The organism is Nocardia cyriacigeorgica, from assembly GCF_005863245.1.
GTDB classification, from domain to species: Bacteria; Actinomycetota; Actinomycetes; order Mycobacteriales; family Mycobacteriaceae; genus Nocardia; species Nocardia cyriacigeorgica_C.
In genome coordinates this window covers 592,035-606,655 of record NZ_VBUT01000002.1, presented here as the reverse complement: position 1 = coordinate 606,655, position 14,621 = coordinate 592,035, and the positions used below count along the sequence as shown (strand labels likewise).

The following is a 14,621-nucleotide window of genomic DNA, read 5'->3' as shown; positions in this document are numbered from 1 at the left end:
CGGTGCCGCTCCCGTTACTTGACCTCGTACACCCAGATCAGCGCGTTGGACAGTTCGCCGTCGGGGTTCCACTTGTACTGGCGGGCCAGGCCGGCGCCGTCATAGGTGCGCACGAATTCGAGCAGATCGGGCCGAGTCAGCTTGCCCGAGTCGATGCCCTTGGCCAGGATCGTGGCCAGGTCGTAGGCCTCCACCGAGTAGACGCCGGGGGCTTGACCGTTGAGCGCCTCGTACTCGGTGGTGAATTCCTTCGGGGCCGGGCCGCACGGGCACGACAGCACCGCGCCCTTGGCCGAACTACCCGCCTGGGAGACGAACTGCGGGTCGTTGCTGCCGTCGGCGGAGACGAAGGTGGCGTCCACCCCGCCGGACTTCAACTGCTGGGCCAGCGGTGCGGCCTCGGCGTAGTAGCCGGAGTAGAAGATCGCGTCCGGGTTCGCGCTGGCGATCTTGGTGACGGTCGCGGAGAAGTCCTTGTCACCCTCTTTGATGCTGGCCGCGCACGCCGGATCGGCCACCGGACCGAGCGCGGCAGTGACGCTGGCGGCCAGACCGGTGCCGTAGTCGGTGTTGTCCTGGACGACACACACCTTCTTGTAGCCGGCGGTATTGATCATGTAGTTGGCCACCGACGGGCCCTGCACGTCATCGTTGGCCAGACCGCGGAAGAAGCTGCGCCAGCCGTTCTGGGTGAGCGAGGCGTTGGTGGCCGACGACGACACCGCCACCAGGCCCGCATCGCTGAGGATCTGGCCGGTGGCCTTGGTCTCGCCGGAGAAGGCCGGGCCGACCAGGCCGATGATGGTGGGATCGTTGACGATCTGCGGGATGACCTGCGACGCCTTCTGCGGATTGCCCTCGGTGTCGAACTGCTTCAGCACGATCCGGCAGCCCGGGTTCGCCTTGTTGTGCTGCTCGATCGCCAGCTTCGCGCCGTTGACGATATTGATGCCGAGCGCCGCGTTCGGCCCGGTCAGCGCGCCCGCCATGGCGATGGAGGTGCCTTCCGGACAGGTCGCCGAACCGTCACCGGCGGGATCGGCGGCCGCCGCGGTATCGGTGGAGGGAACTTCCTTGCCCTGGGCGTCGATCTGCATCACCGGCTGAATGGACAGGCCCCCGGTGTCGGTCCCGGTGGCCTCCGAATCCCCCGTCGATTTCTCGCTGCATCCGGTCAACACCAGGGCTGCGGCCGCGCCGACCCCCAGCACTCGCACCGTACGGTTTCGCCACGTCGAACTAAGCACGATTCACCTCTGCGTTCCTGTGCTCCCCCGGGCAACCGAGGAGGCCGACCACTCAGCCTGCGCAGAAACATAGCGTCGGCACGTTAGATCCGCATCACATTCGGATCATGCAGATGACATCGTGTCGAATTCTTTTTCGCGATCATGTTTCCATGATGTAAATCGCGTCGTGTATACCGCCCGAGCGGCGGTCACTGCGGGGCCAGATTCTCCAGAACCACTTCCGCGACCGCCTTCATGGTGGTACGGCGATCCATCGCGGTGCGCTGAATCCATTTGAAGGCCTGCGGCTCCGACAGCCCCTGGGTCTGCATCAGCACGCCCTTGGCCCGCTCGACCAGCTTGCGCGTCTCCAACCGCTCCGACAGGCTCGCGACCTCACCCTCGAGCGCGGTGATCTCATGGAACCGGCTCGCCGCCAACTCGATCGCCGGCACCAGATCCGACTTGGTGAACGGCTTCACCAAGTAGGCCATCGCCCCGGCGTCGCGGGCCCGCTCGACCAGATCGCGCTGACTGAACGCGGTCAGGATCACCACCGGCGCAACACGTTTGGAAGCGATCTCGGCGGCCGCGTCGATCCCGTCGCGGCGCGGCATCTTCACATCCATGATCACCAGATCCGGCCGGTGCTCCACGGCCAGATCCACCGCCTGCTGGCCGTCGCCCGCCTCGCCGACCACCTGATAGCCCTCTTCGGTGAGCATCTCGACCAGATCCATGCGAATCAAGGCCTCGTCCTCGGCGACGACGACACGCTTGGCCCCGGCGCCTGCCTTCGCGTCCGCGCCCGCAGTAGTGCTCATAGAAGACCCCTCTGGTTCGATGCTCGAGCCCCGACACGATCGACCGCGGCCGGGACCGGACGAACCAGCCCATCGACCCACCGTCACGCAATCGAGTGATGTAAAGAGTACCTTTCACTTCTGCATAGAACGCATATACCCAGCGCAAACCACCCCCCGGCCGGCACCGGGGCCGACCGGTTGGGCGATTACCCCCTCCACCCGCTATCATTTGCACCCGGTGCGCCGAGTTGGCGGAACTGGCAGACGCGACGGTCTCAAAAACCGTTGTCCTCACGGACGTGTGGGTTCGAGTCCCACACTCGGCACCAGGGCTCGACCGCCTCTCCGGGGTTTTTTGCCGGAGAGTGGGAGCCGCGAGATCTGTATCGCGGACCGGCGGTCACGACGCCCACCACATCTGGACGTACCCGGTGAGTTACCCGGATTCTCGCGAGATCAGTCGTCACCTCGATGCCGCAGCGCAGACACCCCACCGAACCCTCGCGACATTCGCTCCGACGCTGAGCGCCGGCGACGCTGCCGTGTGGCGCTGCCCGCGCCGAGCGGCACTGCCCAGCCCGCCGTCGCGGCCCGATCGAACACCCACCGGAACTCCGCCGACTCCAGGTGCCACGCTGACGGGTCGGGAGCACCAGCGCGTCGAGCCGACGCCCCTGCACAGGGTCGGCGAGCTCCTCCGCCAGAATCTCCGGGACCGGCACCCCACGAGCCGTGTGGTTCTTAGTGTCGGTCACTACCGTGCCCGCAACCCGGACATAGGTTGCAGACCGCGTCACCCGGATACGACGGGCGTCCAGATCGGGTACCAACGATCCTCAATACCCGACCGCGGGTTCCGCGTCGCCGCCATCACGCAGCCTCACCGCGTCGGCTCGCCTGCTCCTGCTCCTGCTCTGCGATCCAGGCCAGCACCGCAGATTTCCGCCATACCCGGCGGCGGGGCCCCAATTTGAAACTAACTGGGCCGTAGCCGATATGTGCCCACCACCGCCACGTAGCCTCCGGAATCCCTGTCAATTTCTCGCAGTCCTTCGCCCGCAAGTAAACGTCGTTCTCGTTCATATTTGACTCCTGCTCGATCTCTCGGGTTTCTGACACCGAAAGCTGCTCCGCCTCAGAGGGTTACGAACAACTGAGACGACCAGCGCAATTCGGGTCGTCAATCAACGCTCTATAGGACCGGAGTCGTCAAGCGATCAATCCCACCCAAACCCCCGTTTCGCAACAATTCGGCCGAGAGTCGCCGCGGCAGTCGAATTCGCCCCGCTCGGAATCCGCATCGCGCTCGAAAATTCGCTCTGCCCCTGGACTGGATAAGCCGCGGAACGCGACCCTGGCGTTGGGCTCAACAACGGCCGTTTGCGGCGCGCGGCCGTTCGGCCGCTTCCGTCATGTGAGCTGGCCCGGTGTTCGGGTCTCGCCAAAGACGAACAGCGGCGCGGTGAACAGACGTGCGCGGATGAAGGACATTGGGAACGCTCCTAACATCGAATGAAGCGGTACAACCCTTCAACTCCGTCGGCGATGGCCGTTTTCAACACCGCATGACAAACGACGGCCGAAGGAGTCGACATAGCGCTCGCCTTGTCGCAGCCGACCGGGCGGATCGCTCCTTCGAGGCAGACGAGCCGGGGCCATCTACGGCCGTTAATTGGCCCCGCCCACCGTGACCGACATCTTCGGCGCGGCGACCGCCGCCGCCCAAGTCGCGCCGCCCCGGACGAGAACGTCTGGCCGCCGACCTCGACCGGGACGCCAGGCCCGGCATCGGCGTCATGACCGCAGGTTGATGGTCGTCGCAGGTTACGCCTGAACGCGAAGATGGCCGTATGTCAACGACAGATGATGTGATGGTGAAGGTTTGGGCACCCACTGACCTCGACAACGAGGCCAGACGGGCGTACCTGGAGGACCTACAGGATCATTTCAATCAATGCCAAGGCGCATCTGCTGCCGTACCTCTACAGAAGAGTCTCGACCCGCTCATCAACGTTCCTGAGTACATCTGGTTGATCGGCTCTGGGAGCGGCGTCATCATCGCCGCGATCAAAACGCTGCCGGCCTTCCTGCGAGCGCGCCGCGGAGACGTGACAGTCGAGGTCGAAACCGTTGTGGGCACCCAACCCGGCGAGCATGCCACCCATGTCCAGACGACTACGAAATCGGTGACCGTAACCGCAACGAACACAACGGATGCGCTCCAGGCGATCGAGTCAGCCCTGCGTGATCGCAGGGATCAGGAAGTCGCATCCAGCGACTCCGCTGGCGACGACACCTCCGCGCCCGACCCGGCTAACTGACCTACCTGATTTGCTCTGGCGCTGCGAGACACCTGTATATCTCGGGCTCATCGGAGCATGCCGGAGCTGAGCCGCCGGCGCGATAGACCAATCACCTCCCGGATCCCACCCAGCCACATCCGGGCGTCGAAGTAGCATTCCGGATTCTCGCCGCGCTCACATTGAGTTCGCCGACCGGACTCAACGCATCATCCGCCTGTCCGTGGGACCTACGGGTTCTGGGAGTACGTGTTGGCAAAGGCCGCAACCCGGTCGGTTCCGGTTGCTCGATCCGCCGAATCATCCTGGAGGTCGATGCCGCCGGCCAGCCACCCGCCGTCGATGGTGAACACACTGCCGGTGATGAACGAGGCACTGTCACTGGCCAGAAATGCGACCAAGTCGGCGACCTCCTCGCTACGGCCAGGTCGGCGCAGCGGAAAACGGCTGCCTACGTTGAGTTCTTCGCCGATCTTCCGGGTGAGTTCATTGCTGGCGATGTATCCCGGGCAGATGGTGTTGACCCGGATGCCGACCGATCCCAGCTCGAGGGCAGCCGACTTGGCCAGGCCGATCACACCGTGCTTCGAGGCCGAATACGCCGAGGACATCCGCACACCGGTGAGCCCGGCCGCCGACGAGGTGACCACAATCGAGCCACCACCCCCATCGCGCATGGCGCGACCTGCTGCCTGCACACCGAGAAGTACACCGCGCAGATTCACCGCCAGCGTGCGGTCCCATTCCTCCAACGGGTAGTCCAGAACACCGGCCCAGTGCCCGGTTGCGGCATTGAGATGGGCGACATGGAGGGCTCCGTACCGGGCAACCGTCTCACGGACCATCGCGTCGTTGTCCTCCGGCGACGCCACGTCGACCCGCATGCCGAACGCCTCACCCCCCGCGGCCACGATCTGCTCGGCCGTCCGCTCAACGCTGTCGAGGGTGCGTCCGGCGCAGCACACCCGCGCTCCCCGAGCCGCCAGCGTTACCGCAGTCGCCGCGCCGATCCCCGACCCCGCGCCGGTCACGACTGCAACCTTCCCTGCCAGCGACATCATTCCCTCGGTGATAGTCATCAATTGCTTCCCGTCTCTTACAAGCTCGTGGCATCGGTCCGAGATAAGACGTCAGCGACTCGGCACCCGTGACACCGCGACTGCGTGATGAGCACCACAACTAGGTGAACGGCATCCGCCCCTACTGCTCGTAGCTACCACCAGTACCAGCGGTAGCTTCACCCGCGCCCCGGCCCGCAGACCGCCTTCCCGCCGCCTCGCCGTCTCGAGCGTGCCCCTCGGGCGCTGCCCGCACCGGCGGCGTCACCTCGGCATACTGCGGGCCCGCCCTTTCAGGGGGGGTCTACGAGGGTGCCGATTTTGCGGACCTTCCTCTATCCGGTGTCACACATGGAGACTGGCCGGCGTCTTATGGAGGACACAGTCGACAGACAGGAGCCGCCCATGGCAGACAGGCTGCGGACCGCGCCGCATATGGCGGCTGCTCACGAACGAGGCCAATTGCCGAGCCCTGCTACCGAGGTGTTCGTCGCCCACCGCAAACTGCTGTTCACCGTCGCTTACGAAATGCTCGGCTCAGTCGCCGACGCCGAGGACGTCCTGCAAGAGAGCTGGCTGCGATGGGTGGGCGTCGATCTCGACACAGTGCGGGACCAGCGTGCCTACCTGGTGAGGATCGTGACCCGACAGGCGCTCACCCGGCTGCGTACCCTCACCCGGCGTAAGGAGTCATACGTCGGCACCTGGTTGCCCGAGCCGTTGCTGACCACGCCCGACGTGGCCGAGGACGTCGAGTTGGCCGACAGCATCTCGATGGCGATGCTGCTCGTGCTGGAAACACTCACCCCCACCGAGCGGGCGGTGTACGTCCTGCGCGAGGTGTTCGATATCCCATACAGCGAGATCGCCGAGGCCATCGGTAAGTCCGCGGCTGCGGTTCGGCAGATCGCACGCCGCGCTCGTGAGCATGTGGCAGCTCGCCGACCGCGAGTTGATGTGAGCCGAGCGGAGCAGCGTGCCGTGGTTGAGCGATTCCTGCTGGCATTGCGGACAGGGCACGTATTGGGCCTTATGGAGGTCCTGGCTCCGGATGTGGTCCTGATCGCCGACGGCGGGGGGCTCGTGGCAGCCACTCGGGTTCCCATTCACGGAGCCGAGCTGGTGGCGACATTGCTCGCGCGCGTCCACCGGGTGGCCGCGACCGTCGAGACGACGACCGTGTTTCTCAATGGCGCTCCCGCAGGCCGGATCGAGATCGACGGTGAGACGGCCGCACTGAACCTCGTCGTAGACAACGAGCGGATCACCCAGATCTACGCCGTAGCAAACCCGCGCAAGCTGGCACAGCTGGATGAACCGGCCGAACTTTCCCGGTAACCCGGCCGAGCACACACACACAACCTGGCGGGAAGAAGTCCAGACAGCCCGCCGGGACCGTGCCTTCGGACTGCTACGGGAACGACCCATAGCGGAATCCGACCCATGCAGACCACTCCAGCCCGATTGGGAATCACTTTCCTGCTCGCCCTCGCGGTCGTCGACGATCTGCTCGCCGTCACCGTTTTCGCCGTCTTCTACACCGACGAACTCCACCTCGGCGCCGAGCAGGTGGCCCGCTACCTCATCCGAGGCACCGGGAAGATCGATGCCTGCCTCACCACGCACCCCATCATCGTCAACGGTCACCAGGTACTCATCATCCGTATGAACGGCGAGATGAACGGCGTCATGGCCTTCCACGTCGAGGAGGCCCGAATCACCGGTATCTACTATGTCCGGAACCCGGAGAAGCTGACCCGCATCGAATCCGAGATTTCGCTGCCCCGGTAGGTCGCACACCACAATAGAAATACGTGAACACGGCATCGACAACCATCACACCGACACCAGCCGACGAATGAAGGTGAGCAAGTCGCCCGTCCAGATCGCCACGGGTGTGTGCTGGCGATCTGCTCCCCGTAGGCGGCGGCGCCGGACCGCCGCCTTGATCGGGTTGGTCAGTCCTGGGTTGTGTGGGCGCAGATCACGTTGAAGGCGCGGGCGGCGTCTTCGGGGAACACGAGCACCCGAATGCGAACGGTGCCGCCCACGGCCCGAGGTGCGGTCGTGGTGGACCGGATACCCCGGGCGCGCAGCACTTCTCGCACACAGTGCGCTGCCTGTTCACTGCTGACGGTGGCTATGGGAAACAGCAGGCCATAGTCTTCGGTGACCGGCTCGTTGCGCCCGAATCGCGACACCATCACGCCTCCTTTCCCGCGCCGGCGGCACGGTGCTGATAGTCGCGGAGCACAGTCAACTGCCGCCGCTCTTCGGCATGCTCGATCGCCATGAGCTGTTCGGCTTCGGTTTCCGGGTCTGCGCGCAGAAACGATCCAGGTCCGGGGGTGCCCGCCGCGCCGAGGGTGTTCATCTTCTTCGGCACCCGGGCGCCCTGGTATTCGAGCGGAATCGGTTGGCCGTGGTCGTCGACCGCCCCCAGATGCTGGTGCATTTCGATGTACTCACCGTGCGGGAGGCGTGTGATCACACCGGTTTCGATGCCGTGGGCCAGCACGGCGCGATCGCTGCGCTGCAAACCCAGACACATTCGATACGTCAGGTAATAGGCGGCGGGCGGGCCGATCAATACCGCGATCCGGAAGAACCAGGTAGTCGCGTTCAGCGACAGATTGAAGGTCAAGGCGAGGATGTCGTTGACGCATGCCAGCGTCAACACGAGGTAGAAGGTGAGCGCCATCGCGCCGATCGCGGTGCGCACCGGCACATCCCGGGGGCGCTGTAGCAGATTGTGGTGTGCTCGGTCCTTCGACAGGCGCTTCTCGATCCATGGATATACCACCAGGATCGCCAGGACCAACCCCATGACGACCGCGACCCAGAACGCCGCGGGAACCGTATAACCGCCCACATACAGCTCCCACGGCGGCATCAGACGGGCGATGCCATCGGTCCACATCATGTAGAAGTCCGGTTGCGAGCCCGCCGAGACATGAGCCGGGTTGTACGGGCCCAGATTCCACACCGGATTGATCTGCAGCAAGCCGCCCATCAGCGCCGCCGCCGCCAGGGTGAACATGAAGAAGGCGCTCTGATCCAGCGAGAAGACCGGAACGATGCGCGTGCCGACCACATTGTTCTCGGTGCGCGCGGGCCCGGGAAACTGCGTGTGCTTCTGGTACCAGACGATGCCGATGTGGGCTATGACCAATGCCAGCATGAGCGCCGGGAACAGCAGGACATGGGTGATGTACAGGCGCGGAATGATGATCTCGCCGGGGAAGTCACCGCCGAACAGCATCCAGTGCAGCCAGGTCCCCACCACCGGAACGGAGATCGTGATACCGGAGAACGCCGCCCGCAAACCCGTCCCCGACAACAGATCGTCGGGCAACGAATATCCGAAGAAACCCTCGAACAGCGCGAGTATCAGCAGCAGGCAGCCGATGACCCAGGTGATCTCTCGCGGGCGGCGGAATGCGCCGGTGAAGAAGATCCGGCACATGTGCACGATCATCGATGCCACGAACAGCAGAGCGGTCCAATGGTGCACCTGCCGCACGAACAACCCGCCACGCACCTCGAAGCTGATATTCAGCGTCGACTCGTACGCGCGCGTCATCGTCGTCCCGCGCAACGGCTGATAAGCACCGTCATAGACGACCTCGCTCATCGACGGATCGAAGAACAACGTCAGATACACGCCGGTGATCAACAGGATGATGAAGCTGTAGAGGGCGATCTCGCCGAGCAGAAACGACCAATGCGTGGGAAATACCTTGTTGATCGAACGCCGCACGAACGCAGCGCCGCGATAGCGCTCGTCCGCGGCATCCGCACCGCGGGCAATGGTGCTCATGACTACGAAGCCTCCCGATCATCGATGACAGCTGCACACCAGACCGAGCAGCACGGCGGAATGTGACATCTTGTGGCGTAGCTCATATTCGACGGCAGTGGCGACACTCGTCCGAGCCGCGGGAAGCGTCCGGCACCGCCGAAGGTCACGCCGACCGTCTCGCTGTGCGGCGTGATCCGATGGAAATAGCTGCGCCCGCCTCCGACGACCTGCCTCTGCCGGTTCGATGCGGTGGAGCATCCGGCTTCGAGGACAACGCTGCGGCGCTTCATCATTGGCTCCCGTCTTGTTCCAGCACCCCATGAACGAGACGGCCGCTGAATCCCTGACAGGCCCGCACGGTGACATAGATCACTCGCGCGGGCTGTCAGAAATCCCGCTCGGCCGGTGTCTTGTGCTCGAACCCTCGAAGCGAAGGAGACACCATGAGCAACACCATCGATGTGGTCGTGATCGGCGGCGGATACGCCGGGGTGATGGCAGCCAATCGCCTGACCCAGCGCGACGATGTCCGGGTGACCGTGATCAACCCCCGTCCGGCCTTCGTCCCGCGGCTGCGACTGCACCAGCTGGTCGGCGGCACGCACGACGCGGTCGTCGACTACACCGACATCCTGGCCGACAGTGTCCGGCTGGTCACCGACAGCGCAACCCGCATCGACGCCACCGCATGCAGCGTGACCCTGGCCGAGGGCGCCCCCATCGGTTACGACTACCTCATCTACGCGGTCGGCAGCCGCGACGCGTCCCCGCAGGTACCGGGCGCGGCCGAATTCGCCTACCCCATCGCGACTCTGGAAGCCGCGCAACGGTTACGGTCGACACTCTTCGACACCCCGATGACCGCGCCGGTGACCGTGATCGGTGGCGGTCCGACCGGGATCGAGGTCGCCGCGGAGCTGGCCGAGCAAGGCCGCAACGTCACCTTGGTCTGCGGCAAGGTCCTCGGTCCCTACCTGCACCCCAAGGCCCGGCGCACCGCCCGCAAATACTTCACCAAACTTGGGGTGAACGTCATCGAAGGCGCCGAAGCCATGGTCACGGCGGTGTCCCGGGAGACCGTGGAACTCGCCGACGGGCAGACGATGGCCAGCGCGGTCACGGTCTGGACAGCCGGCTTCGACGTCCCCGACCTGGCCGCGCGCAGCGGATTGAGCACCGACACTGCCGGGCGACTGCTCACCGACGAAACCCTGACAAGCGTCGACGACGAACGCATCGTCGCCGCGGGCGACTGCTCGGCACCGTCGGACCTTCCGTTCCGAATGAGCGCCTACACCGCCTACTGCCTGGGCGCACACGCCGCCGACACCCTCCTGCACCGGATCGCAGGCGAGCAGCCCACCCCGATCGACCTGTCGTTCCCCGCCATGTGCCTCAGCTTCGGCCGTCACGCCGGCATCTACCAGCTCGGCCACAAAGACGACACCCCGATGCGGCTGTACTTCAGCGGCTTCGCCGGCAAGAAACTCAAGGAATTCGCCTGCACGGCCGGCATCAAACACCTGACCACCGAAGCCCACAAGCCCGGCTCCCACCACTGGTTCACCGACGGAAAGCACCGGCCGACGCTGCTGGAAACCAAGCGCGACAGCGAATCAGCGCCGGTCGCCTGAGGTCATCACAGACACCGGCCGCCGGTGCGCTGCGCACCGGCGGTCACCCAGTTTCGAGGAGTAGACGTGAATCTCCGGCGTCGCCCGTTACCGATGTCTCGACCTCCCGATGGCCGACGGTGGCGGGAACCGTCGTCGCACTCACGGCGATCATCGGCGTCCTGCTCGTCGCGTTCGCATGGCCATCGGCCCGCTCATCGGTGCATGACGTGCCGATCGCCGTCGCCGGGCCACCCACCGCCGTCGCTCAGATCCGCTCAGATCCGCACCGCGCTGGAGCAGCGAATGCCGGGAGGATTCGACATCACAGCCGTCCACGACACCGCGGCAGCCGAACAACTCATCGGCGACCGGGAAGTGTACGGAGCGATCGACCTCAGCTCCGGCACACCGCAAGTCCTCATCGCCACCGCCGCGAGCACCGCCGTCGCCCAAACACTGCAAGCGATGACAGCGGGCCTCGGCCAAGCCGGCGGGCCCGGCACCTCGACCGTTGTCCGCGAACTCGCCGCCACGCCCGCCGACCCCGCGGCGCCGGACTGGCCGCCGGTGCGCTGCCGCTGGTGATGGGAGGCCTACTCGCCGCGGTGCTTATGACCAGCCTCGTGCACGGCACCAGCCGCCGGGTCGCCGGTGCCCTCGCCTTCTCCGTCACCGGCAGCCTCACGGTCGCAGCGATCCTGGAATTCTGGCTCGGTTCCCTCAGCGGGTCCTACCCAGCCAATGCCGGCGCCATCGGCCTGGCCATCGCGGCGACCTCACTGACGATTCTCGGGCTGGAATCACTGTTCGGATATGCCGGGATGGGAATCGGTGCGGTCACCATGATGCTCGTCAGCAACCCCATCTCCGAAACCGCGACCGCGCCCGAAAAGCTGCCCGGATGGTCGGGCACGCTCGGCCAACTCTTGCCGCCCGGCGCGGGCAGCGCCGTGTCATTCCTGCGGTACGGGCCGCTCGCAGCCACGGAGTGATCGCCGACCACAATCTGCAATGAAGCCGGCGTCACCCGACACCCGCCAGGTCGCCAAAACCGGATGACACCTCGTTGAGATTCCGGCACAGTCACGGCGAGGCATCCGGCCGGTTCGACCACAGTCGAGTCAGGCGAAGGGCTCGAGGCTGAAACGGCCCACGGCCACGAAGACCGCCATGGCCAGATAAAACACCTCGGCGACGGCCGTTGCCCACAAACCCCGCCGGACCCGCACCACTATCGCACCGAGGAAAAGCAGGGCCGTGCCGGTGGCCGCCACCGGCACCAGGATCGGCGCGATATCGAGTGCGGCGGGCAGGATCAGCCCCGCAGCACCCAGAAGATCCACGAACCCAAGCGCTTTCAATGCGGCCGGGCTGAAATCCTTGGCCCACGCCGCATAGTCTCCGGCGGCCACGATCTTGTCTTTGGGGATCACCAACTTAGCGCTACTGACCAAGAGCACGGCCGCCAGCACACCGGCGACGATCCACAGCGCAACGTTCATGGTTTACTGCCTCCACTGTTGTGTCGGAATGGCTTCCTGCTTCTCTGACGGATCACGGCGAGGAAACCAGACACATGAACGGAAACGACGTGCTCGTGCAGCGTTTCGAACAACATCGCAGCCACCTGCGAGCGGTGGCCTATCGGATGCTCGGCTCGTTGAGCGAAGCCGACGACGCCGTCCAAACGACCTGGCTCAAGGCCGCCGGGGCCGACACGAGCGGCGTCGCGAATCTGGCCGGCTGGCTGACGACCGTGGTCGGCCGGGTATGCCTGGACATGCTCAGATCGCGCGAGGCACGCCGCGAAGACTCACTCGACGAACTCGGCACGGAGCTCGGGACGCGGACTGGGGCCGATCCCGAGCAGGAGGCTGTGCTGGCGGACTCCGTCGGCACCGCGCTACTGGTGGTGCTGGACCGGTTGTCACCGATGGAGCGAATCACTTTCGTCCTGCACGATCTGTTCTCGGTGCCGTTCGCCGACATCGCTCCGATCGTCGACCGCAGCCCGGCGACCACCCAACGGATAGCCAGCCGGGCACGCACGCGGGTACGTGGTAACGCCGAGTCGAGCAGCGATGACCGGATGCGGCGATACCGCGCCGTCGAAGTGTTCCTGGGCGCTGCTCAGAACGGCGAGTTCGAGGCGCTGCTCGCCATGCTCGACCCCGATGCGACCTACCGCACCGACGAGGCCGCGCGCCTGTTGGGCGCCGGGATGGACCTCGAAGGTAGCCGAGCCATCGCCGAAGCGTTCTGCGGCAAGGCACAACCTGCTCGCGTGATCTTCCTCGACGGTGAGCCGGGCTTGGTGCTGGCGCCACGCGGCACACTGATGCTGGTCATGATCGTGAGTTTCGCAAGCGAGCGCATCATCGGGATCGACGCGGTTGCGGACAGAGACCGATTGTCGAGAATGGCTCTCACGGTGCCGTAACCAGGCGCTCAGTGCGCAAGTCTCCCGCGCCACGAATGATCCGCCTCTCGCCGCCGACATCCCGCCGTCAGTTCTAGACCCTTTGTTCGCTGCGAGACGCCGAGCCGCGCACCGTCACATTCGCCACACCAGAGCCAAGGCATTTGGTCGTCGCCGCCCTCGACGTTCCGGTTCTCACGCGCAGTCGACAACTCGTGGCAGCAGACACGGCACGGTCCGTGGCGCCTCCGTGGTCCGGAGACCGAGGAATGGCGGTGTCGACGCCGTGGGCGGCCTACCGAGCCTCGCGCGTGATCCCGAACGGTTACAGCGCGAATGCAGCTTCGAACGTCAATTTGCCGCTACGAAAAGGAATACCAGATTCGGTCCCATCTATACCGCCCCCGCCGGGGAATCGAACCTGCGACCACCCGGGGCCACGGTGCGAACCGACCAGCGCGTTCCTCATCTCCGGATGCCGTAGACACAGATCACGGCGTCCATACGGAATGTCCACGTTGTCCGACGCAGCCGAGCTGCATGCCTGGCCAAGATTTCACGGTCTTACTTTCGTTGCCCGCTACCAAGTCGCGCATGGTCGAATTCGCCGTCGCTGACGCCGGCGACGAACGCCGCCCACTCGTCGATTCCTGACGGTCTGGTGACCTTTTTGGCGACGCAGACCGGCCCGGCGCGCAGCGGGCACCCCGCGAGACCGAGCGTATCGACTGGCGACGCGCCCAGCTGGTTCACGAGATCGACCGCTTCGTCGTCCTGGCCGTGCCCGTCCCCTTTCCCGGCGCTCGCATCCACACCGAAACAATCGGGCGCGTCATCGACCGCATCGCAGAACTCACCGCGATGACCTATGTCGCGTTAACCGCACCGTCCGACACCGCATATGTCGACGCGTGCGCGCAACTGGATGAGTTGGCGTCGGCGTACCAGGATCTCGTCGACGATCTCGCCGCAGGAACCCGGCGGCTCCCCGACCACGGACTGTGATCACGGCAGTAGGCCCAGAACCTAGTCGCGATGTGTCCGAATCGCCCCAGAGTGGCGCGCCTGGAACTCTTTCGCCAGTAGGTCAGCGGGTCCTGAGCCGAGTGGCGACGCCGAGCGATACCGGGAGACATCGCAGTTCCGGCGAGCGGTCGCCGATCCGAAAGCCAACCCGACGGCGGCATTGCACCTCATGAACGGCTGCTTCGGCCGGTGCCGCGTCCGCGGCACCGGCCGGACGCGCCGCCGACACGGTGTAACGGCCACCCTGCCGCGAGGAACGGCGGCAGGTACCCATCCCTACCACCCAGGGCGTCCAACACGACAGCGCGCGGCGCGGAGATAGCCGGGATGTAGGGCCATCAGGCGAAGTGCCTCGAACGTCGGGA

The 14,621-nt window shown here is 65.4% G+C and carries 15 protein-coding genes and 1 tRNA gene; 9 read left to right on the top strand and 7 right to left on the bottom strand.

Features of this window, described 5'->3' with window-relative positions:
* Nucleotides 1-14 precede the first annotated feature (14 nt).
* Together FEK34_RS06035 and FEK34_RS06030 are read right to left on the bottom strand one after the other, a co-directional pair.
* Nucleotides 15-1,211, bottom strand: a complete 1,197-nt coding sequence (locus FEK34_RS06035) for a branched-chain amino acid ABC transporter substrate-binding protein (protein ID WP_138446978.1) — start codon at nucleotides 1,209-1,211, stop codon at nucleotides 15-17.
* A 227-nt stretch (nucleotides 1,212-1,438) separates the two neighbouring features.
* Complete coding sequence (locus FEK34_RS06030) at nucleotides 1,439-2,053, bottom strand: ANTAR domain-containing response regulator (RefSeq protein WP_138446824.1); 615 nt, start codon at nucleotides 2,051-2,053, stop codon at nucleotides 1,439-1,441.
* A 224-nt stretch (nucleotides 2,054-2,277) separates the two neighbouring features.
* Between FEK34_RS06030 and FEK34_RS06025 the strand changes: the two genes are divergently transcribed.
* Together FEK34_RS06025 and FEK34_RS06015 are read left to right on the top strand one after the other, a co-directional pair.
* Nucleotides 2,278-2,364, top strand: a tRNA-Leu gene (locus tag FEK34_RS06025).
* 1,521 nt (nucleotides 2,365-3,885) lie between these two features.
* Nucleotides 3,886-4,356, top strand: coding sequence for a hypothetical protein (locus tag FEK34_RS06015; protein ID WP_138446822.1), 471 nt, complete (start codon nucleotides 3,886-3,888; stop codon nucleotides 4,354-4,356).
* A 209-nt stretch (nucleotides 4,357-4,565) separates the two neighbouring features.
* On the opposite strand, the gene FEK34_RS06010 is transcribed toward FEK34_RS06015, so the two are convergent.
* The gene (locus FEK34_RS06010; protein ID WP_138446821.1) at nucleotides 4,566-5,414 is read right to left on the bottom strand and encodes an SDR family NAD(P)-dependent oxidoreductase; all 849 of its coding nucleotides are present in this window, start codon (nucleotides 5,412-5,414) and stop codon (nucleotides 4,566-4,568) included.
* Nucleotides 5,415-5,828: 414 nt separating this feature from the next.
* Here FEK34_RS06010 and FEK34_RS06005 point away from each other — a divergent pair, with 414 nt between their 5' ends.
* Both FEK34_RS06005 and FEK34_RS31355 read left to right on the top strand, forming a co-directional pair.
* Complete coding sequence (locus tag FEK34_RS06005; RefSeq protein WP_138446977.1) at nucleotides 5,829-6,731, top strand: RNA polymerase sigma-70 factor; 903 nt, start codon at nucleotides 5,829-5,831, stop codon at nucleotides 6,729-6,731.
* Between the two features lie 105 nt (nucleotides 6,732-6,836).
* On the top strand, nucleotides 6,837-7,184 hold the full coding sequence (locus FEK34_RS31355) for a Na+/H+ antiporter NhaA (protein WP_138446820.1): 348 nt from the start codon (nucleotides 6,837-6,839) through the stop codon (nucleotides 7,182-7,184).
* A 167-nt stretch (nucleotides 7,185-7,351) separates the two neighbouring features.
* Here FEK34_RS31355 and FEK34_RS05995 read toward each other — a convergent pair whose 3' ends face one another.
* A complete protein-coding gene (locus tag FEK34_RS05995) occupies nucleotides 7,352-7,597 on the bottom strand; it encodes a hypothetical protein (protein WP_138446819.1) in 246 nt (81 codons plus the stop codon).
* A complete protein-coding gene (qcrB, locus tag FEK34_RS05990) occupies nucleotides 7,597-9,213 on the bottom strand; it encodes a cytochrome bc1 complex cytochrome b subunit (RefSeq protein ID WP_138446818.1) in 1,617 nt (538 codons plus the stop codon). Before qcrB ends, FEK34_RS05995 begins: the two co-directional genes overlap by 1 nt.
* A gap of 425 nt (nucleotides 9,214-9,638) precedes the next feature.
* Here qcrB and FEK34_RS05985 point away from each other — a divergent pair, with 425 nt between their 5' ends.
* The 3 genes from FEK34_RS05985 to FEK34_RS30375 all read left to right on the top strand — a co-directional run bounded on the left by FEK34_RS05985 (nucleotide 9,639) and on the right by FEK34_RS30375 (nucleotide 11,803).
* Nucleotides 9,639-10,829: an NAD(P)/FAD-dependent oxidoreductase gene (locus tag FEK34_RS05985; RefSeq protein WP_138446817.1), complete on the top strand. Its 1,191-nt coding sequence runs from the start codon at nucleotides 9,639-9,641 to the stop codon at nucleotides 10,827-10,829.
* Nucleotides 10,830-11,114: 285 nt separating this feature from the next.
* Complete coding sequence (locus tag FEK34_RS30380) at nucleotides 11,115-11,396, top strand: hypothetical protein (protein WP_212748706.1); 282 nt, start codon at nucleotides 11,115-11,117, stop codon at nucleotides 11,394-11,396.
* A gap of 26 nt (nucleotides 11,397-11,422) precedes the next feature.
* A complete protein-coding gene (locus FEK34_RS30375; protein WP_212748705.1) occupies nucleotides 11,423-11,803 on the top strand; it encodes a hypothetical protein in 381 nt (126 codons plus the stop codon).
* Nucleotides 11,804-11,932: 129 nt separating this feature from the next.
* Here the strand turns inward: FEK34_RS30375 and FEK34_RS05975 are convergent, their stop codons facing one another.
* Nucleotides 11,933-12,313, bottom strand: coding sequence for a DoxX family protein (locus tag FEK34_RS05975; RefSeq protein WP_138446816.1), 381 nt, complete (start codon nucleotides 12,311-12,313; stop codon nucleotides 11,933-11,935).
* Between the two features lie 74 nt (nucleotides 12,314-12,387).
* On the opposite strand from FEK34_RS05975, the gene FEK34_RS05970 reads away from it, so the two are divergent.
* Complete coding sequence (locus FEK34_RS05970; RefSeq protein WP_138446815.1) at nucleotides 12,388-13,251, top strand: sigma-70 family RNA polymerase sigma factor; 864 nt, start codon at nucleotides 12,388-12,390, stop codon at nucleotides 13,249-13,251.
* Between the two features lie 543 nt (nucleotides 13,252-13,794).
* Here the strand turns inward: FEK34_RS05970 and FEK34_RS05965 are convergent.
* The gene (locus FEK34_RS05965) at nucleotides 13,795-14,043 is read right to left on the bottom strand and encodes a hypothetical protein (RefSeq protein WP_138446814.1); all 249 of its coding nucleotides are present in this window, start codon (nucleotides 14,041-14,043) and stop codon (nucleotides 13,795-13,797) included.
* On the opposite strand from FEK34_RS05965, the gene FEK34_RS05960 reads away from it, so the two are divergent.
* Entirely contained in the window at nucleotides 13,954-14,235 is a 282-nt protein-coding gene (locus FEK34_RS05960) for a DUF4254 domain-containing protein (protein ID WP_138446813.1), read from the top strand. The two genes, FEK34_RS05965 and FEK34_RS05960, sit on opposite strands and share 90 nt — an antisense overlap.
* The last annotated feature ends 386 nt before the right edge of the window (nucleotides 14,236-14,621 follow it).